We start from the raw sequence: 19,905 nt of genomic DNA on the forward strand, positions 1-19,905 counted from the left end.
GCCGTGTCAGTTCAGCTGATGGGGCTGTTTGCTTTAAAAAGCCACTAACCTTTTTAGTTGACGGCTATGAAGTTTGCATTTATTATTTGCTTGCGCAAGAAAATCTGCGCTAATTCTTCAAAGAAGGCGAATCAAATGGATGAATTGGCATACGAGCAAACAGTGGAAACGTTGGGACGCTTACGTGATCGCCTACAACGTTTAGAAGATGTTGATTACATGACCGCTTTTTATAAAGGGTATAGTACAAGTGGTGCAACTTTAGCCGAGATCAAAGCAGAACAAGTGCAACTAACAGAACAAATTGCTGAACTGGAAGAGCAGTTAGCTGATTATGAATGGTGAGGGAACAAGCAACACTTATAAGGATAGCTCACATACGATCGTAAAACTTTAGCACTTGGCTCTAACCATATCGATTGCAAAATATAAGCTCCTGCTTTAATATTAAAATATAATGATATTAAAAAGTGTTTTTAATGATAGAGGGGAAGCTTATGAGAGAAGAAGTGTTGAAAAATCGTTTGGGTGTACAAGTTGCAACGATCAAAAAAGAGCATGACAAATACGTCATTTATAACAAGCATTCCGTTCGTTTAGGAACATTTGATCCAAAGACGAATCTGACGAAAGATCAGCGCAATGCGATCGTTGGAACGGGCAATTGGTTGACGGCGTTACTTTAATTGAAGCTAATTAAAAAAAGATCCGAGTGGGGAAAATTTCTCATTCGGATCTTTTTTGTGTGTTATCCAATTAGTTTTCTTCGATCAAGTCTCCTGCATGTGGGCCGGCATCTAATAAATAAATCCGTTCGATCGTAATCACATTAGCCGCTACGGGTTCAGGTAGTTTATGATCTTTTGCGTAAGCTTTGGCATCTTCATGGATCTGATCATTTTGATGGATCTCGACGTGTCCTTCAAACCGAAAACCCTTAAACGCAGCGTGATCTACGACGGCAACAGCTGCAATATGACTTTTTTGAACATTGTGCCAAGCTTGTTTTGCCGTGTGTTCATTGTAGATCAAATGGTGGTCGTCAAAGATCCGCATCGTCCCTTTTGGCCCGACTTGGGGTTGATTGTTTTCATCGGCGGTCGCTAAAAAACTTAATTGACTGTTTAACATCTCTTTCATTGCTGCTGTTAATGTTGCCATTTTTCCATCTCCTCAATGATTTACAACTTTTTCTCCTAAACGATCAATCCGTTGGCGGATCAGCTGTTCCTTTTGACGCATCGAACGGTCAGCGGTGTGGATGATACTGCCAGGCCGACTGATTTTGTCATACAAACTAGTCGGATCAAAAATAAATTTTTCTTGTGGCGCATAGGCGATATATTCGGCGACAAACCAAAGATCTTCCGCCAGCGCCAATGTTTCATCAAAGTGTAAGTCCAATTGATCGATCACTGCTTTACGGAATAGCTTATTCCAAATGTAGCCGCCGATCGGATCGCCAAAAGAATTGACGCTCGCATAAAACTCTGCTCGTGACAGGGTCTCACTTTTTCCGCGGTGTTGATGAGTAGCGCGATCAAAACGAGCGCCCCACTGATAACCGACTGCTACGGCGGCGACATTTGTGTGCATGTGGGCTACCAGCGTTTGAATAAATGTTGGTGCCAGCTGATCATCGCCATCCACAAAACTGATCAATTCACCTGTTGCTAATTTCAGGCCTTGATTGCGAGCTTTGGAAACTCCTTGATGGGACGGTAAAGCCAATACTTTGATCCGGGTATCTTTTTGCGCCCACTGTTTTGCTAAAGCCAAACTCTGATCATGAGAATAGTCATCCACTAAAATGATTTCTAAGTTTTGATAACTTTGGTTGGTCACACTGTTTAATGTCTTAACTAAATAAGCTTCCAAATTAAACACCGGGATGATGAGGCTGACCTTTTTCATGATGATCACCTCCGTTTGATCGTTAAGGAAGATTTTGGCTAAAGTATACGCCCGAAAAGCGAAAAGGTGAAATGATATGCTAGTTTTTGAACGTGGAAAAATAGTAGGGCTGAAATCTTTCAAAGTGAAAAAAATTTACGAGTGGATTTGACGAAAAGGGGGAGCTAGCTGGATAAATCCAATTCAAAAAAGGATGAGATTTTTCTAGCTTAGATTTTTTGCACAGAAAAAATCCAGTAAAATCAAACATGCAAAGGTTCTTTGCTAGCGAAGGTCAGTGAAGTCTGGGAAACTTTAGAAAAGAACGGAGGAAGTGCAATGATTGGAGAACGTTTAAAACAAGTTCGGTTAGATCATGATCATTCTCAATTTGAGTTAGCGCAAAAGTTATTTGTCTCACGCCAAACGATCTCAAACTGGGAGTTGGGGAAGACTTTACCAGATATTGAAAAACTATTAGCTATCAGTGAGGTCTATGGGCTTTCTCTAGATTTACTTTTAAAGGAGGATGCACAGATGGTAAACAAGGTGAAACAAGATGCGAAAGAGTTGCGAAAATTAAAAAGTCATAAACGCTTGATGTATCGTTTTGATCGAGTCGCAACTTTTTCTTTTGGAGCAGCTGTTTTTAGTGAAAAGCTCCGCTGGCTTTTTGTGATGATTGCGGGGATTGCAGGGCTGATCAGTTTTTACCACTATGTTTATGTGGAGGATGTAGGGGAAGAATACTTATCTTTTTGGCTTTAAAAAAATGCGATCTCCTGATCAATTCAGGAGATCGCATTTTTTAATTGCTCGCTGATCAGTCGGGAAGACTATTTCTTCCGTTTTTTCTTGCCGAGCTTTTTATTGACTTTATTATTGAATTGTTTAACGGCCATTTTACGACGTAACTTTTGAACTTCAGGGGCGACATATTTAGGTCGATCCCAGCCTAGTGGACGTTCGTCGTCTGTAGCTGATTGTGTTTCAGCAACAGCAGGAGTATCAGCTGTTTGTTTTGGTGTTGCTTCAGCCGTTTTTGGTGCTACTTTTTCAGCCGGTGCTGTTCCAAATTTTGCGAACATCTCGTCAGCAAAATCGTGTAAAGCTTTAATCAGGGTTTCGCCGTTTTTAATGTAGCTGTTTTTCTCTAAATAAGTGAACAAGCCTTCCAAGACTGGAATGATTTGGGAAGCTTTGTCCGCTTTGATTTTTTCCGGCAAAACAGTCGTCATGATCGTTTCAGTCGCGGAACGAGTCCAACGTTTCGGTGTGCGGTCTTCTTGCTCATACATAGCAGCTGTATAAGCTGAGACGAACACCCGAGCGTCGTCTTCAGTGACTTTTGTTTCTTTAAAAGCATCTGTTTGGAAAAAACCTTCTAAGTGTTCTTCCATCTCTTTTTGAATTCGATCTGCAGTATGTTGTGAATATGCCATTAGTGCTTCTCTACTCCTATTCATTTTTGTGATTTAGTTTCAACTTTCAAACATTAGCGACACTAGTGTAGCATGTTTTGGGGTCAATTGTGAAAAGATTTCTATCAAAAATGAGGAAAATAGCGAAAATAACGGATATTTTTAATAAAAAAGATTATTTTACGAGCAGGAACGATTTTTTTCAGATTAAAAGATAATCTTTGCTATACTCTAAGAAGAAATTTTTAGGAGGCTAACCATGGCAAAATTTTATGCAGTGAGAAAAGGGAAGCGGCCGGGAATTTACCACACTTGGCCAGAAGCCCAAAAGCAAGTTGCGGGCTTTTCTGGTGCTGAGTACAAAAGTTTTCCGACAAAACAAGCGGCTGAAGCATTTATGACCGGCGGGACGGCGACTTCAGTAGCAAAGATCCCAGCTGGATTTATCGAGATCTACGTGGATGGTTCGTTTAATGCCGACAAAAAAAAATATGGTTCAGGTTGGGTAGCGGTCAAAGATCAACAAGCGCTCGAAAAGCACGCGTTTGCGGGCAGTGACCCGCGCTTTGTTAATTCCTATCAAATCGCAGGGGAAGTGTTTGCTTGCTTAGATGCGATCATTTGGGCCAAAGAAAATGGCTATCCCGGGGTCGTGATCTCTTATGACTATGAGGGGATTGCAAAGTGGGCACAAAAAGATTGGCAAGCTAATTCGGCGATTGCTAAAGATTATGTCGAAAAATATCAACACATCGCTCAAGGGATCCAAGTCGTTTTCAATAAAGTCAAAGCGCATACCGGTGTTGATTTTAACGAAATGGCCGATCAACTAGCAAAAGGTTCCGTCAAGTAAAAATAGCAACGAGTCGATCTCATGGGGGTCGGCTTTTTTATGCTAAACTGAAAGTAACAAACTAAAGGAGTACGTCATGAAACAGCGGATCAAACTTTCTTTTAATCAGATCAAGCGGCAGTTGTTTGAAAATTTGGCGAAGCAGCCACACTTTCGACGACTAGCGCTAGTCGGAGTGGCCCATCGTGATCGTGAGTCAGTACTTTATTTGACGGCTGAAAACTTGTGGACAGCTGGCTGGCCAGCAGTGGCTGTTCGAAAATTTTCCGCAGCGGCAAAAAGGAGTGGATTAGCCACCGCTCAAGCTCAACTTTATACGATTGGATCGGCATTGTTCAATGAAATGTTGGAAACGAGTTACTCTGATGCAGCTCAAACCCTCGACTGGTTATTTGAATTGTTAGGAGCAACGATAGATGAACATGCTTTTTTACAATTGGATCATGTAGCGTTGACTGAGAGTGGCGACGGACGCCCGTATCAGTTTACGACTGAAATCAACGCGGCGATTGCATTTGATCATCTTGTAGCGGAACTAGTTCAGCGCATTTACCCTGATGGTATCACGGATGATCAGACGAGCACTTGTTTTCAATTTGCTCAAAAGACCCATCAGTTTCGCTATTATTTGGATTGGAAAAATAATCAAGCGCTACGAGCGAGTTACCCGACTGAAAAAACGGATTTGCAACGGCTGCAAGCTCATCAAAAGCTTTACGGAAATCTAGCGGGCGAAAAAGCGCGTTTTCATAATAAATACCAAGGTCCGAGTGAAAATTATCCGCGTCTACTAGCGACGCATGGTGAAAATGTCAAATTTGTGACGACGCCTTATTTTCACAGTGAATGGATCATTGATCAAGCCGGTCATTTAGTTACACAGTGGAATGCGTATCATTTTACTAGTAACGGCCGAGTTCAGTCTGATCCGACCGTGTCTTATTCCTGGGAAGCGCAGCGGCAATTGGTCGATGGCAACAGTGCTAATTTTGCTAACGATAGTCACGATTATCGCCCGACGCGTTATGGTGTTCGAAATCTCCATACTTTATTAGATGCTGCTCCGGTCCGCAACTATGATCCAACTGTGCGCCATCAAGTGATGAAAAAGTGGCACAGCCCGGTCTTAACACCGGGGGAGCGCGATTTTTTTGACACTCAAGCTTCAGAACAAAAAGCCAATGCACTGTTGGAGGGAGCTGGATGAAAAAATTCGTTCTTTTAGTCAGTGTGTTGTTAGTAGCCGTGCTTGTGTGGCGCTATTATGCAACACTGACTCCGCAACTAACTCTGACCCAAGTCCATGAGCGAGCCACTTACGGGATGACGACAGCTGCCTTAGAGCAAACATTTGGCCCGCCAGAAAAAATCGAGACTCGGCCAGCAGTCGCCATGGCCACTTGGCAAAAGCAAAATGAAACAGTTAGTTTTATGGATGAATTGCCGCCGAAGTTTTTGCAGACGATCAAACGTCAACCGGGGTACCAGCCACAAAGCACACGTAAATTTGAAGCCTATTACCAGTATGAATTGACCGATGTTACTCATGTCCGTTTCTTTATCCAAAAAAAACAGGTGCGAGCTATTTTGTTTGGTTGGCCACGAGCTGGCAAACAAAATATGATCCAGCGGCAATTAGCTCCGTATGAAAAATAGAAGGTTGAAAGAGTAAAACAGCGCTTCAGATTTTAGAGGGAACCTAGGCTTTTTTGTTTTTTCGTAGCAAAACAGTTGAATTTTCGTTCGTTTTCCATGACACTTAGATGGAGGTGAGAAAGATGAATATCATTCCAGTTGAACACCCGCGGTATCAGTCCCACTTTTTGATGACTAAAGCGGATGTCGCATTATATACTAAAGAAAAATTACAGGTTTTCACCAACGATCCAATCGCTGTGGAAGAGATCGGTGACGGCAATATCAACTATGTTTTTCGGGTCGTGGATGAGACGACAAATGAAAGTTTTGTGATCAAACAAGCGGATAAGTTGCTTCGGTCTTCCGGCCGGCCGCTAGACATTGAACGAAATCGAATCGAAGCCGAGATCTTGCAGATTCAGTATGAATTAGCACCTGATCTAGTGCCAGAAGTTTATTATTATGATGAGCAAATGTACGCGGTTGTGATGGAAGATATTTCCGATTATCAAAATATGCGCTATCAATTGATCGCAGGCAACATTTTTCCAAACTTTGCCGAAGCGATCACAGATTATTTAGCGCGGACTCTGCTGCCCACGACGGATCTGATTTTGGATCGAGCGGTGAAAAAAGAACGAGTCAAAGAGTTTATCAATATCGAGATGTGTGATATCAGTGAAGATCTAGTCTTTACGGAGCCGTATGTCGATTATAAAAAGCGTAATGTGATCACGCCAGGCAATGAAAAATTCGTGACGGAAAATCTTTACCAAAATGAACCGTTGCAAACGGAAGTCGCTCAATTACGGAATCAGTTTATGAATTGTGCTCAAGCTTTGATTCATGGTGATTTGCATACAGGGTCGATTTTTATCAATCAAACAGGTTTAAAAGTGATCGATCCAGAGTTTGCTTTTTATGGACCAATCGGTTATGACATTGGCAATGTGTTGGCTCATTTATACTTTCCGTTAGTTTTAAAATTATTTACGGAGCCTAGTGGGGAATCATTTACGGATTGGTTACTGGAAACAATCAGCCAAGTGTATGAGTTGACCCAAACAAAACTGGCCCATGTCTACGAAGAACAAGTGACTTTCCCACTGTATCAAAGCACGGCTTTTGAACAAATGCAGTTGAATCAGATCATGAACGATGCACTTGGCTATGCTGGAACTGAGATCATCCGCCGTGTCGTAGGTGATTCAAAGGTCAAAGAAATGAGTTTGTTTGCTTCGGATGAAAAAATCGCGGCTGAACGACTGTTGATTCGGCTAGGTATCCAGTTGATCACAAAGCGCAATGAACTAAATAGCGGAGAGCAATTGGTTCAAAATTTCAAAGCATTGATGAGAGAAGGAATCTAAATGGAACGGCAAGATTATCAAATGCCGACTTTATTGCGGTATGAAAATGTCGCTTGGTACGAAAATGGTCGGGTCCGGATCTTAGATCGCCGCATTTATCCACGAGAGTTGCGGTTTGTCGAGTGTGCGACTTATGAAGAAGTGGCACAGGCGATCACAGATATGGTGACGCAAAGTGCCGGGCCTTACACCGCCGCTGGAATGGGGATGGCATTAGCCAGTGAGCAAAGTAAACACTTAGCAGATCAAGCGCGACTGGATTATTTACGTGCAGCTAGCCAAAAAATCGCAAACGCACGACCAACGACGGCGAACCGGATGACACTGATCACCGAAAAATGTGTTGCGGTAGCTGAGGAAGCATTAGCCAATCAACAAGATCCGACCGAAGCGATCAAACAAAATACGATCGATTCATTGAACCGTCGTTACTTTACGATGGACAAAGTCGCGAAGTTTTTATTGGAAAAAATCCCTGACAACGGAACTGTTTTGACTCAATGTTTCGGCGAGACGATCGTCGGGATGTTGTTACGCGAGGCACTCAATCAAAATAAAACATTGCGTTTTTTCTGTGCTGAGACCCGGCCTTATCTGCAAGGTGCGCGTTTGACAGCTAGCTGTTGTGCCGAGATGGGGTTTGAGACGACGGTCGTATCTGACAATATGATTGCTTACTTAATGGAACACGAAAAAATCGATCTCTATACTTCTGCCGCTGATACGATCGCCCAAGACGGCTATATCGCTAATAAAGTTGGAACGTATCAAATCGCGATCTTAGCGCAACGCTTTGGCGTCCCTTATTTTGTGACGGGTATTCCTGATACGGATAAAAAAAGTCATGAACAGATCAAGATCGAATTGCGAGACCCACAGCAAGTGCTGGAATTAAATGGAATCAAACACACTTTAGCTGGAGTCAAAGCAATTTATCCTTCGTTTGATATCACGCCGCCGGAATTGATCGGAGCAGTCGTGACGGATCGCGGGATCTTTTCACCGTATGACTTAGCCAGCTATCTAAAAGAAAATCCCACCAATACTTTTTACTAAGAATAGGAAGAAAAAAATGAATTATCAAACAGAACGAGCCGAAATCGTGGCTTACGGCAAAAAATTGATCACCGAAAGATTGACGACGGGAACCGGCGGCAACATCAGTCGGTATTTACCAGCTGAGCAAGTCATGCTGATCTCGCCTAGTGGTATTCCTTATTTTGAGACGCAACCTGAAGATATCGTCGTGATGGATCTAGCAGGGAATGTGGTGGAAGGAACGCGCAAGCCATCGAGTGAATACGAATTGCACAGTATTTTTTATCGCGAACGACAAGATGTTTTTTCAGTCGTTCACACTCATTCGGAATATGCGACGACTTTTGCTTGTTTGCATCAAGCAATCGAACCGCTGCATTATATTATTGGCTCCATCGGTGAAAAAGTACGCTGTTGCGCGTACAAAACGTATGGAACATTTGAGCTAGCTCAAGAAGCTTTTGATTTTATTCAACAAGACCATGGTATCTTGTTGGGCAATCATGGCGTGTTGGCGATCGGAAAAGATGTTGAGTCAGCTTTTAGTGTCGCAAAAGATATCGAATTTTTAGCCAAATTAGATTATAGAGCGCGCTGCATCGGGCAACCGGTACTGCTCAACGAAGAACAAATGCAAGTCGTGATCGAAAAATTTGCGACTTACGGCCAATAAGTCGTAATCCGTCAAAAATAAGAGCGGACTAAAAAGGTGTGAACTTTCACCTTTTTAGTCCGCTTATTTTTATTTTACATAGTGTGCTAAGAAATCAGCGACAGTCTGTTGATATTTAACGGGATCTTTGGTCAAAGCTTCCGCATGTTTGGCTCCTTTGACGATGTATTTTTCTTTTGGTGCATCCGTTGCGGCATAGACTTTAGCGAGCATACTGTAAGGTACAAAGTCATCTTTGTCACCGTGAATGAACAGTATCGGTGTTTTGTTTTGGTGTAGCTGTTTCAGCGTGTCTGCATCACCGAAGAAATAGCCTGCGCGTAATTTAGTCACTAAACTCGTAACATTGATCAAAGGAAAGGCAGGCAAGTTGAACATTTGTTTCAATTGATAAGTCAACTCGGCCGTTACGGAAGAATAACCACAGTCTTCGATCACCGCTTTGACATTTGCGGGCAGTTTTTCACCACTGGTCATCATGACGGTAGCCGCTCCCATGCTGACACCATCTAGGACGATTTGTTCAGTCGGATTCTGGTGCAAGATCTGCTTGATCCAGCCTAAATAATCTTTCCGTTCATCCCAGCCAAAGCCGATGTAATCGCCTTGGCTTCTACCATGACCGCGAGCATCGGGAACTAAGACATTGTAGCCTAGTTGATGGAAAAGATCCGCGTATTGCGCCATGTCTTCTGCATTACCCATGTAACCGTGGGCGACGATGACGGTTTTATTACTAGTCGTTTCCGCGGGTAAATAGATCGCCGACAGTTTCAAGCCATCCTTGGAACGTTGGTGCCAATAGGTCCGATTGTTTTTATTTTTGAACCATTTTTCTGCTTGGACTAGTTGTGTTGATTTATGGTCATCACTTGCCAAGAAATCTTTTTTGGCAGGGACGACTGCGTAATTATAAAAATAATTTCCCGCCGCGCCTAAGATAATGACGAGCAGCAATAAGATGATGATGAAAATTTTAGTTTTTTTAGTCACGAAAGTACCCCTTTCTATCTTGCCCATTATAAAAAAACTAAAATCACTTGGCAAGCAGTGAAAAAAGAACTATAGAAAGAAACAGCTTTCATTTATAATGAATGGAAGAAAAGTTTTGAAAGAAGGCTAGGAATGGCAAAACAAGCGATGCGCGTCGAAATCGAAACGATCACGGCCTGGAGTGAAGTGGTAGGCGAAGAATGGAAAATGTATTTGTTGTTGGAAGGTCAAGCTGAAGTCCAAGTGGAACATCAAGTCTTTTCGCTTAGTCAAGATCAATTTTTTTTAGTCAATGCAGGGGAAAGCCTTACGATCCAGCAAAGTACCCCGACTTTATTTTTGACGATCACCTTACAAAAAAGTGTCTTAGGGCGGATCTTGAGCCAAGAGTTAGCGACCCGTTTCATGACCTGTCCCCAGTTGACGGAGTCTGCCAGTGTACAGCAGGAATTTTTGCAACGGTTGCATCAGATCATGAGCGAAACGTTAGCGGAAAAAGAAAGTTCAGCTCAAGTAGTTGAATCGGCGTTGCATTTATATAATTTTTTAGTGTGGCATTTCAAATTAACCGCTGCACCGACTGCGGTGAATGATTCGCGGATCACCCGAATCAAACAGTATATCGAAGAAAATTATCGTGAAGAGTTGTCACTAACGGAATTAGCGGAGCGCGAAAATAGTTCGTACAGTTATTTATCGCGCTTTTTTAAATCCAAGACCGGGTGGAAGCTCACAAAATACGTGACCCATGTACGTTTGCGTCATGCACTAGATGATTTGCTGTATACGCAAAAGCCGTTAGTAGAAGTTAGTATCGACAACGGTTTTTTGAATCCGAAAACTTTTACGCGTAATTTCAAAGCTGAATACGGGGTGCTTCCCAGTGAGTATCGCAAGCAGCACGCCAATAAAAAACGCGTCAAAGTCCAGCTAACTAAACGACAAGTCCTTACCAAGTCAGCCGCATTGAAACGCCTAGCTAGTTATTTGATCGAGAACGATCTAGAAGATTCTTATCGTCAGACCGAAAAACAAGTGGTGTTAGATCTCACTCGCTTGTCTTCTCAGACGATCCCAGAAAAGGAGTGGATCGTAAATGTCGGTTTAGCTGAGAATCTATTGTTACATGAGACACAGCAGCAGCTGGCAGCTTTAACTGATGAACTGCAATTTTCTAAGATCCGGCTAGTCGGTCTAGGGCACCAGACACTTACCCATTATCAAAGCCAAGTTATCTCTCCGTTCAAAAATTTATTACTGCTCTTTACGACGTGTCAAAAATTTCGAGTGACGCCGATCATTCAACTGACTAGTGCAGATTTGACGCCTGGATTTTTTGCGGCTGTCGATGCACTGACCGATTATTTTAGTTTCACTGAACTGAGTAATTGGCAAATCGAGTTGGCAGCTGAAAGTATTCTAGATTTGGATCAAAACCAGTGGCAACAGTTATTGAGTACGCCGTTTCAGCGGTTCGGACTATATTTTTCAAAAGCTGCGCAACAAAAGAAAGATGAGTTAGCCACCGCCTGGCAAGTTACTGACTATCAGTTTCATTTTCTGACTTTAGATTTTGATTTTTATCGGGAATACACTGCTGAAGCAACGAATTTTGAAAAAACAGTTGCTCAGCTACAAGAACTGTTGGCAGGTCAGTTAAAACCAGTAGCGCCAGTTTATTTAAATGATTGGAACACGATCGCCGGTAATGATCAAACGACGGTAGGGACTTTTTTTCGAGCGGCTCTGATCGCGGCTGTTTTGCAAAAGGAAACGGTTCAAGCTGGCGCATTTTGGCTGAGTATCGAAGCAAAAAGTCTTAATCAAGGAAAGAATGTCGACAATTGTCTATCGCTTTACATGTATGGTTTAGTGCGGCGACCAGCGTATTTTGCGTTGCATTTTCTACAACAGCTCCGAGGTGCGCAGCTGTATGCCGATCCCAATTTCTGGCTTTACCAAAAAAATGAGCAGCTGATCTTGCTCTTAGCCAATCCAAAATTTATGGACCCGACATTATCGGTCAGTCAAAATCTCGTCCATTATCAGTCACTTCTGATCGATTGCACGTTGCAAAAGTTACCTCATAAAAGTTATGTAGTTCGTCGCTATTTATTGGATAAAGATCATGGCGGCGTGTATAACGAATGGTTGAAAGCCGGTGGACGATTAAATCTTGATCATGAAGCATTACGCTATTTAGAAGATCACATTCGGCCGGAGTATAGTGTGCGCAGTGAAGTGATCCAAGCTGAGCAATTGACTTTTAGTCGCTTATTATCATTGAATAGTTTGAGCTTGATTACATTACAGCCGTTGAGTTGACAAAACTTGACGGCTATTTTTTTACTCTATTTTTTTAAAACAGCTGTTCAGCTAATAAACGTCAGCTAAATAGGTGAGAGTTGTCCGTTGCTGTGTGCTATAACAGTTTATACTGAGTTTAAAGAAAGCGTTTCATAAAAAATAAAAATCTTTTGGAGGTATCACATGGACACAGGGCTGGAAAAAACACGTGGTAAGCAAGGGATCGCGCTAGTCGTCGCTTTGATGGCAGGTTCATGATCTCAACGGCGATCATCCCTATCGCACAGCAGTTCAATTTAGATGCTGGGCAAACGGGGCTGATCATGTCCTTTTTCTTTTTAGGTTATTCATTGATGCAGATTCCGGGCGGCTGGTTAGCAGATAAGATCGGAGCAAAACGTGTTTTGATGTTGTCGCTTTTGATCATTTCCTTTTTCTCATTTGCTTTTGGGATGGTGAGCGGCTTGATGTTGTTCATTTGCATTCGCTTTTTTGCTGGACTTGGACACGGTGGCTATCCGCCAAGTGTCTCAAAAGCGATCGCGGATAATTTTCCGCAAGAAAAGCGGACTTTTGTCCAATCGTTGATCCTTTCAACTTCTGGGATCGGTGGGATCTTAGCTTTTACATTAGGTGCCAATCTTGTTGCTAAAAATTGGCATTACGCTTATTTAGCATTAGGGACTTTGTTTTTGCTCTCATTTATTTTAGTCTGGCGCTTTGTACCAAATGTCCAACCGACTAAAGCTGTTAAACCGAGCGAGAAGATTTCGTTTCTAACGATGTTGAAAAATCAGAATATCTTCGTCTTATTTTTGGCGATGCTCTTGCTGAATTTCTTACTTTATGGCAACATGTCCTGGCTACCTTCTTACATCTCGACTAAATTCCAGTTGGATATCAGCACGACGGGGTTGATCTTAGCTTGCAACGCGATCTTCCAAACGTTGGCGACGATCTTTGCCGGTTCGTTGTTGTCAAAATTATTCTTAGGTCGTGAAAAAATCTTTTTATTGACCGCGACATTTGTCAGTGCGGCGTTGGTTTTTGCTTTTGTTTCCTCAAACAATATCATGTTGTCGATCGTGTTTTTGATTTTGATCAGTATGATTTCGATTTCAGCTTTTACCACGATCTTCACGTGGCCTCATAAGATCATGGATCCGGCGATCATTGGTTCATCGATCGGGATCATCAATACAGGCGGTACATTAGGCGGATTTTTAGCGCCGATGGTTTTAGGGTATTTGATCAAATTATCAGGTGGTTCATTTACGTTGGCCTTTTTATTCATGGCTGGTGCCAGTGTATTATGTGGACTTTCCGCGTTACTCGTGAAAAAAGATTAGAAGGAGTGATTTGAGATGGATCAAAAAGAACGTTTACAAGCAATCATTGAAGAAAAACGGCAAGCTTTCATTACAGCGGCTGACAATATTTGGGGTACTCCCGAAACCCGTTTTGCGACTGAAAAATCGGTTGCGCAACATTATCATATTTTAGAACAAGAAGGCTTTGCACTTGAAAAAGGTGTAGCCGACATGGATTATTCTTACATCGCAACGTTTGGTAGCGGGAGTCCAGTTATCGGGATCTTAGCTGAATACGATGCGTTAGGAAATTTGAGTCAAGTCGCTGATCTGCCCGAAAAAAAACCAGTAGAAATTGGCGGCAATGGTCATGGTTGCGGTCACAATTTACTAGGGACCGGCGCATTAGCTGGTGCGGTAGCTATCAAGACATTGATGGAAGAAGAAAATTTGAAAGGGACGATCAAGTTATTCGGTTGCCCAGCAGAAGAAAGTGGTTATGGAAAAGCCTTCATGGCACGAGCTGGTTTGTTTGATTCGCTAGATCTCGCATTGACTTGGCACCCGATGGATGTGACACAAGCATGGGGAGACAGCAGCTTGGCCGTGTATCAAGTTTATTATGAATTTCACGGTACGTCTGCTCACGCGGCGGCGGCTCCTGAGCAAGGGCGCAGCGCATTAGACGCAGCTGAACTAATGAATGTGGGCGTGCAGTTTTTACGAGAACACATCATTGATGAAGCGCGCGTGCATTATGCTTTTATCGATGCTGGGGGCGAATCAGCTAATGTCGTCCAACCGACAGCAAAATTATATTATTTTATCCGAGCACCAAAATTAGAACAAGTCGAACCGATCTATCAACGGATCAATAAAATCGCAGAAGGCGCAGCGCTTATGACTGAAACAGAGCTTACGATCGATTTTGATTCGGCTTGTGCCAATTATTTACCGAATCCAGCGTTGACTGAAGCGATGCATCAAAATCTAAAACAAGTGACGCCATTGGAATTGACCGCGGAAGAAATCGCCTATGAACAAAAATTCTTCGACACGGTGCCTCAAGTGACTAAAGACACATTATATGCGCGTGCTCAAAACGCATTTCCGACTGCCACGGAGGCTGAACTGAAAGAAATCGCAACGATGCCAGTGAATACTAAATTATTCCCGTATCAGATCACGGATAAGACAGCAGGCTCTACCGATGTTGGGGATGTGAGCTGGGTCGTACCGACTGCGCAAGCGACGATCGGTTGTGAAGTACAAGGCACACCGCCGCATTCGTGGCAGTGGGTAGCTACTGGAAAATCTTCTGTTGCTCATAAAGGTATGCTGATGGCGGGAAAGATGATCGCCATGACAGCGCTAGATGCGTTACTTGATCCGCAATTGATCGAAAAAGCTAAAGCCGAGCATCAACAAAAATTAGCCGGTAAGACATATCAGTCACCGATCCCGGCCGATGTTGTTCCTAAATAAAAATCAATCAAAGCGGTGACGAAACTATTTTCGTTACTGTCTTGAGCTGAGTAAAGCGGCAAGTGTAGGACACGCCATGTGTTTTGATACTCACCGCTTTATTTGTTGTGTCTATTTTTCAGATGTAAGTTTATGATTTACAAAAGCTGTGACTTCATGAGAAAATGAAAACGGAATTTTAGAAGGGAACAGCTGATGAAGAAAAAAGTTACGATTAAAGATGTCGCGAAGTTATCTGAAGTCTCGATTGCAACCGTCTCACAGATTTTGAATGGCAATGCCGATAAATTCAGTCCAAAAACAGTGGAAAAAGTGGTAGCGGCCAAGGAAAGTTTGAACTATGAGCCCGATTATTTCGCGCGGCGGATGATCATGAAAAAAAGTAAAACAGTCGGTGTGATCGTACCCGATATCGCCAATCCATTTTTTGGCGGGCTGATTCGCGGAATCGAAAATGTATTGTACCGAGAAAACTTTGTCACGATGTTGTGCAATGCCGATCTGGATGCGCAAAAAGAAAGTGATTATTTAGACGAATTGAATCGGCGGGGCGTAGATGGTTTTATTATCGCCAGTTCAACGATTTCCAATACCGCGATCAATCAAACGTTGCGTGCGAAAAATCTGCCTTTTATCGTGTTGGACCAAAAAAAGGCAGAGGGTTTCAGTGATGCGGTCTTGACTGATGATTTTACCGGTGGCAAGTTAGCCGGTGAGCATTTGAAAAGCTTAGGTCATCAAAAAGTTGCGGTAGTCTTACCAAAAGCTGCGCCGGAAAATATTTTAAATCGCGTCGCAGGCTTCAAGACGCAATTTGCTACACCGTTATTAGTCGAGACAGACCTTTCAAAATTAGGTGGGCAGCAAGCTGTACCGGAACTGTTAGAAAGTGACGTGACCGCGATTTTCGCCATCAATGATGAGCTGGCATTTGGATTGTATTACGGACTCAATCAAGTTGGCAAACAAGTGCCGGCTGATTACAGTATCATCGGATATGATGATATCGATATGTGTCAATATGTAACGCCGCAGTTGACGACGATCGCCCAGCCGATTTTTGAATTAGGGCAAACGACTGCTGAATTGTTGCTTGCGCGGATTCACGATCCGAAAAAAGCGTGGGAAGAACAGCAGTTACCGGTCCAATTGAAGGTCCGTGCATCTACCGCACCTCGTTGAGTCGAGGTGGGGTTATTTTTTCGTGATCAGCCCGACATTTGTTATACTTAAAAAAATGAGATTAAAAGTAGGGCATTGCCACGATAACTGGAATGACTTCAAATGAATTCGCAGCACAATAAACGGATGAGCAAGTAAAGCATGACACCGGGTATTTTTGAGGTTTCCTGCTATAATAAACGCGGAGGTGATCGCGATGAAAGTAACTGGAGCGATCGATCTATTGGCGCAAGAAATTTATTTCGTCTCACCGCAAAAACCAGTTTCACCAGTCCCGCTGATTTTTGTGACCTTTATGGTTGAAAAACAGCAAGTCGCTTATACGACTGATAATGAATTGAAATTAGCGCGGACTTATGAGCGGCAGATCAAACAAATCGTTCGCCAAATTCACGCACAGTTTGAACCGTATTTAGCAGCATTAGATCAAGATCAGCTCTTGCCGCTGACTGAACATTTGAAACAGCAAGCAGCGTTAATAGTAGCTCTGGATGCTGCACTGGCTGAGAGCACTTGTCCAGTGATCCGGATCGAACTTGCCGGAAGCTGGCCGGTCTTACAAACGTCAGCCGGCCGATTAGATTTAGCCGAGTAAAATAATAAATCGTTTGACAAGGAGTGAAGTGAAATGGAAAAAGAATATTTTAAAGGCCAATCGGGTTTTTTAGCGGATTACAAAAAGGTAGCTAAAGAACCATTTGACTCGCAAAAAGTAATCGAAGCTGTCTTAGCTCAATTAGATCTGCCAGAAAATACGGAGACAGCGACTTTTGTTTTAACCGGTAGTCAGACTAAAAATGGTCGTTCGATCAAATTCCCATTTAAAAAAGAAATGGTCGCACAAGATCAAGAAGCCACTGTCTCAGATGAATTTTTCTATGAAGGTGAACCCTTTGAATTTGATTTACGAGATGAAGAACAACGTTAGTCGATCAGAAAAAAACAGTTCCGCTGCCGCAAGGATTAGTGGGACTGTTTTTTTACACTTTTTTTGTGGAAGAATCTTTCATGAAAAAAAGAAATCAACAAGTAATGAGTGGAATAATAGAATCATTTGTGATTTGTTTAGCTTAAACAAGATGAAAAGCCAATTCGATTCACTTAACTGAGAGGTTATTTAATCAAATCCTATTTGAATTACCTCCCTAGCTTTTCTATAATCAGGAAGCACTTACGAATCGCAAGTAAAAGGAGGTCTCATAGATGAAACACTTTGCTAATACGAGTTGATCCAGCAACCTTTTTTTAGAGTTTTCTAAAAGCAGCAATTTAGTCAATCAGGAGGCCTTCTGTGATCAAACTAGAACAGCTTACTAAAAAATTTGAACAAGAGACCGTGCTAGATCAAATCGATCTTGAAATCCCAGACCAAAAGATATTTGGTATCATCGGGACGAGTGGGGCAGGGAAAAGTACATTGATTCGCCTGATCAACGGTTTAGAACAACCGACGAGTGGACGTGTTATCTTGCCGCCTGAAGTGAAGATCAGCATGATCTTTCAAAGTTATGCATTACTACGTTCTAAAACGGTTTATGAAAATATCGAACTAGCATTGCGTTTTGATGCCACACCCAAACAAGACTATCCGCAAAAAATTACAGCGATCTTAGCATATGTCGGTTTAGAAAATAAAGCAGCTGCTTATCCAGCTGAACTTTCTGGCGGACAAAAACAACGAGTAGGGATCGCGCGAGCACTGGTGACCAATCCAGCATTGCTTTTGTGTGATGAGATCACCAGTGCGTTAGATCCCCAAGCTAAAAAAATGATTTTACGCCTGTTGCAAAAAATCAACCGCGAATTTCAAACGACGATCGTTTTAGTGACCCACGAGATGGATGTGATCAAAGAAATCTGTGATGAAGTAGCCGTGATTCATCAAGGTAAGATCGTTGAACGACAAACGACGACCCAACTTTTTTTGACTCCTCAAAGTCCTATCACACAGACTTTTTTAGCCGACATCATCTATCCGACCAAACCACCCCACAGTCTCCAATCCGTTTATTATGTGCTATTAGATTTTGCCCATTATCGCGCATTGCAGACGGCTAATTTAAACGGCTATATTTACGATAGTCAGACCTTGACCCTCAATGGCCAGCGCTATTTTTCATTGTATTATGTGACGAGTGACGCAGCTGCCATCGCTTATCTTCAACAAAATGCATTACGTTGTGAGGTGCAGCCATGATCTCACTGCCTATTATTTTAAAAGCCTGCTATGAATCACTTTACATGATTGGTGTTGCGTTGCTGTTTGCCATTTTGATCGGGATTCCGCTTGGTGTGTTACTGGCGGAAACACGACCTAAAGGGGTGTTAGCCAATCGTTTCTTGTATGTCAGTTTGCAGACACTTATCAACATCGTCCGATCGGTTCCTTTTATCATTTTACTGGTGGCGATCTTACCATTGACGCGCCTGATCATAGGCACATCGATTGGAACGACTGCCGCGATCGTACCTTTAGTGTTGTACATCGTCCCGTTCATGGCTCGTTTAGTGGAACAAGCAATTTTAGAAGTGGACCCGATCATTATTGAATGCGCAAAGACACTGGGGGCTAATCGATTCCAAATTATCGTTTCTTTTATTTTAGCTGAGGCTAAGCCTGCGATCGTGTTAGCTATCACGAATGTCGTCGTTGGTTTGATCAATGCGTCATCAATGGCGGGCACGATCGGTGGTGGCGGGATCGGGGATTTAGCCATCACTCAAGGCTACCAGCGTTTCAATACACCGTTGATTTTTGTGACGGTCGTTTTATTGATCCTCTTAGTTAATCTGGTCCAATTTATCGGCAACACGCTGTATACCAAAATCAAACATTAAGGAGTTTAACGGATGAAAAAAATGATTTTATTGACTGTCGCAGCACTAGCTACTTTATTTTTAGTCTCTGGCTGCGGAAAACATGAAGCAAAAACGAAACACGAGATCGTCATGGGCGTTACTGGCGGACCGTACAATGATCTATTTGATGAAGCGGTCGCCCCGATGTTAGAAAAAGAAGGATACAAGATTAAACGCGTCAATTTTTCACAGTTCATGCAATCTAACACAGCACTAGGTGAAGGCAGTATCGATGTAAACGTCGCGCAACACACCGCCTATATGAATGTTTTCAATCGCGAAAAGAAAACCGACCTCGTGCCTCTTGTGGCAACGCCATCAGTTCCTTGTTCTCTTTATTCAGCAAAATATAAATCAGCAGCTGATTTAAAAGACGGCATGAGTGTCGGTATTCCCCAAGACCCCAGCAATGCAGCGCGGGCCTATGCGCTTTTAGCCGATGCTGGCTGGATCAAAGTCGATCCTAAAGTCAAAGCAACCGAGTTGAGCGCAAAAAGTATTACGGAAAATCCTCATCACCTCGCAATCAAAGAAATGGATTCTAACACATTGCCTCATGTTTTAGACGATCTTGATTTTGAGATCATTCCCGGCAGTAACGTGCAAGACGCAAAAATCGAAGACCAGATCAATTTGATCAAAAAAGAAAACATCTCCAAAGATTTAGAGATCGTAGCAGCCGTAAAAAAAGAAAATCAAAACAAAGATTGGGCCCAAGCAATCAAAAAAGCCTATCAATCAAAGGCCTTCAAAGACTACGTGAAAAAACATGATCCCAAACATTATTGGGTGATGCCACACTAAATCGATGCGGTCGTAAAATACTAGCCAGCTCTTTCATGAGTCAGCTGTATTTTACGACCGTTTTTTATTTATTTGCCAC

21 protein-coding genes and 1 pseudogene are annotated in these 19,905 nt (G+C 42.6%); 18 read left to right on the forward strand and 4 right to left on the reverse strand.

The annotated features are described in order from the left end of the window. Positions 1 to 135: 135 nt before the first annotated feature. Positions 136 to 345, forward strand: coding sequence for a hypothetical protein (locus GVJ38_RS01675; RefSeq protein WP_159721434.1), 210 nt, complete (start codon positions 136 to 138; stop codon positions 343 to 345). A gap of 152 nt (positions 346 to 497) precedes the next feature. Continuing rightward, positions 498 to 686, forward strand: a complete 189-nt coding sequence (locus GVJ38_RS01680; RefSeq protein ID WP_159721435.1) for a hypothetical protein — start codon at positions 498 to 500, stop codon at positions 684 to 686. 70 nt (positions 687 to 756) lie between these two features. Here the strand turns inward: GVJ38_RS01680 and GVJ38_RS01685 are convergent, their stop codons facing one another. Both GVJ38_RS01685 and GVJ38_RS01690 read right to left on the reverse strand, forming a co-directional pair. After that, the gene (locus tag GVJ38_RS01685) at positions 757 to 1,161 is read right to left on the reverse strand and encodes a pyridoxamine 5'-phosphate oxidase family protein (RefSeq protein WP_159721436.1); all 405 of its coding nucleotides are present in this window, start codon (positions 1,159 to 1,161) and stop codon (positions 757 to 759) included. A gap of 12 nt (positions 1,162 to 1,173) precedes the next feature. Beyond that, entirely contained in the window at positions 1,174 to 1,914 is a 741-nt protein-coding gene (locus tag GVJ38_RS01690; protein ID WP_159721437.1) for a glycosyltransferase family 2 protein, read from the reverse strand. Between the two features lie 318 nt (positions 1,915 to 2,232). On the opposite strand from GVJ38_RS01690, the gene GVJ38_RS01695 reads away from it, so the two are divergent. Next, complete coding sequence (locus GVJ38_RS01695; protein WP_159721438.1) at positions 2,233 to 2,661, forward strand: helix-turn-helix domain-containing protein; 429 nt, start codon at positions 2,233 to 2,235, stop codon at positions 2,659 to 2,661. Positions 2,662 to 2,729: 68 nt separating this feature from the next. Here the strand turns inward: GVJ38_RS01695 and GVJ38_RS01700 are convergent, their stop codons facing one another. Beyond that, entirely contained in the window at positions 2,730 to 3,335 is a 606-nt protein-coding gene (locus GVJ38_RS01700) for a hypothetical protein (RefSeq protein WP_159721439.1), read from the reverse strand. Positions 3,336 to 3,573: 238 nt separating this feature from the next. Between GVJ38_RS01700 and GVJ38_RS01705 the strand changes: the two genes are divergently transcribed. The 6 genes from GVJ38_RS01705 to GVJ38_RS01730 all read left to right on the forward strand — a co-directional run bounded on the left by GVJ38_RS01705 (position 3,574) and on the right by GVJ38_RS01730 (position 8,886). Further along, the gene (locus GVJ38_RS01705; RefSeq protein ID WP_159721440.1) at positions 3,574 to 4,167 is read left to right on the forward strand and encodes a ribonuclease H1 domain-containing protein; all 594 of its coding nucleotides are present in this window, start codon (positions 3,574 to 3,576) and stop codon (positions 4,165 to 4,167) included. Positions 4,168 to 4,243: 76 nt separating this feature from the next. Next, complete coding sequence (locus GVJ38_RS01710) at positions 4,244 to 5,374, forward strand: DUF3114 domain-containing protein (RefSeq protein WP_159721441.1); 1,131 nt, start codon at positions 4,244 to 4,246, stop codon at positions 5,372 to 5,374. Then, the gene (locus tag GVJ38_RS01715; RefSeq protein ID WP_159721442.1) at positions 5,371 to 5,823 is read left to right on the forward strand and encodes a hypothetical protein; all 453 of its coding nucleotides are present in this window, start codon (positions 5,371 to 5,373) and stop codon (positions 5,821 to 5,823) included. Before GVJ38_RS01710 ends, GVJ38_RS01715 begins: the two co-directional genes overlap by 4 nt. A gap of 122 nt (positions 5,824 to 5,945) precedes the next feature. After that, a complete protein-coding gene (gene mtnK / locus GVJ38_RS01720) occupies positions 5,946 to 7,175 on the forward strand; it encodes an S-methyl-5-thioribose kinase (RefSeq protein WP_159721443.1) in 1,230 nt (409 codons plus the stop codon). Continuing rightward, positions 7,176 to 8,231, forward strand: coding sequence for an S-methyl-5-thioribose-1-phosphate isomerase (locus tag GVJ38_RS01725; protein ID WP_159721444.1), 1,056 nt, complete (start codon positions 7,176 to 7,178; stop codon positions 8,229 to 8,231). It abuts the gene before it with no gap. Between the two features lie 16 nt (positions 8,232 to 8,247). After that, on the forward strand, positions 8,248 to 8,886 hold the full coding sequence (locus tag GVJ38_RS01730; protein WP_159721445.1) for an L-fuculose-phosphate aldolase: 639 nt from the start codon (positions 8,248 to 8,250) through the stop codon (positions 8,884 to 8,886). 69 nt (positions 8,887 to 8,955) lie between these two features. Here GVJ38_RS01730 and GVJ38_RS01735 read toward each other — a convergent pair whose 3' ends face one another. Continuing rightward, positions 8,956 to 9,879, reverse strand: a complete 924-nt coding sequence (locus GVJ38_RS01735; RefSeq protein ID WP_159721446.1) for an alpha/beta hydrolase — start codon at positions 9,877 to 9,879, stop codon at positions 8,956 to 8,958. A gap of 132 nt (positions 9,880 to 10,011) precedes the next feature. On the opposite strand from GVJ38_RS01735, the gene GVJ38_RS01740 reads away from it, so the two are divergent. From GVJ38_RS01740 to GVJ38_RS01780, 9 genes and pseudogenes are all read left to right on the forward strand, one after another. After that, positions 10,012 to 12,204: a helix-turn-helix domain-containing protein gene (locus GVJ38_RS01740; RefSeq protein WP_159721447.1), complete on the forward strand. Its 2,193-nt coding sequence runs from the start codon at positions 10,012 to 10,014 to the stop codon at positions 12,202 to 12,204. A 225-nt stretch (positions 12,205 to 12,429) separates the two neighbouring features. Beyond that, positions 12,430 to 13,535: pseudogene (locus GVJ38_RS01745) on the forward strand (MFS transporter). A gap of 15 nt (positions 13,536 to 13,550) precedes the next feature. Beyond that, complete coding sequence (locus GVJ38_RS01750; RefSeq protein ID WP_159721449.1) at positions 13,551 to 14,981, forward strand: amidohydrolase; 1,431 nt, start codon at positions 13,551 to 13,553, stop codon at positions 14,979 to 14,981. 192 nt (positions 14,982 to 15,173) lie between these two features. Next, positions 15,174 to 16,163: a ribose utilization transcriptional repressor RbsR gene (rbsR, locus tag GVJ38_RS01755; protein ID WP_159721519.1), complete on the forward strand. Its 990-nt coding sequence runs from the start codon at positions 15,174 to 15,176 to the stop codon at positions 16,161 to 16,163. A gap of 196 nt (positions 16,164 to 16,359) precedes the next feature. Then, positions 16,360 to 16,758 (forward strand): hypothetical protein, encoded by a 399-nt coding sequence (locus GVJ38_RS01760; RefSeq protein ID WP_159721450.1) that lies wholly within the window; start codon positions 16,360 to 16,362, stop codon positions 16,756 to 16,758. A gap of 33 nt (positions 16,759 to 16,791) precedes the next feature. Then, positions 16,792 to 17,091 carry a DUF5960 family protein gene (locus GVJ38_RS01765; protein ID WP_159721451.1) on the forward strand — a complete coding sequence of 100 codons (300 nt, stop codon included), beginning with the start codon at positions 16,792 to 16,794 and terminating at the stop codon, positions 17,089 to 17,091. Positions 17,092 to 17,454: 363 nt separating this feature from the next. Beyond that, positions 17,455 to 18,360: a methionine ABC transporter ATP-binding protein gene (locus GVJ38_RS01770; RefSeq protein WP_159721452.1), complete on the forward strand. Its 906-nt coding sequence runs from the start codon at positions 17,455 to 17,457 to the stop codon at positions 18,358 to 18,360. After that, positions 18,357 to 19,001, forward strand: coding sequence for a methionine ABC transporter permease (locus GVJ38_RS01775; protein WP_159721453.1), 645 nt, complete (start codon positions 18,357 to 18,359; stop codon positions 18,999 to 19,001). The genes GVJ38_RS01770 and GVJ38_RS01775 overlap by 4 nt, the downstream gene beginning before the upstream one ends. A gap of 12 nt (positions 19,002 to 19,013) precedes the next feature. Beyond that, entirely contained in the window at positions 19,014 to 19,826 is an 813-nt protein-coding gene (locus tag GVJ38_RS01780; RefSeq protein ID WP_159721454.1) for a MetQ/NlpA family ABC transporter substrate-binding protein, read from the forward strand. The last annotated feature ends 79 nt before the right edge of the window (positions 19,827 to 19,905 follow it).

Origin of the sequence: Enterococcus sp. CSURQ0835, from assembly GCF_902706605.1 — a bacterium.
Taxonomy (GTDB): Bacteria; Bacillota; Bacilli; order Lactobacillales; family Enterococcaceae; genus Enterococcus_A.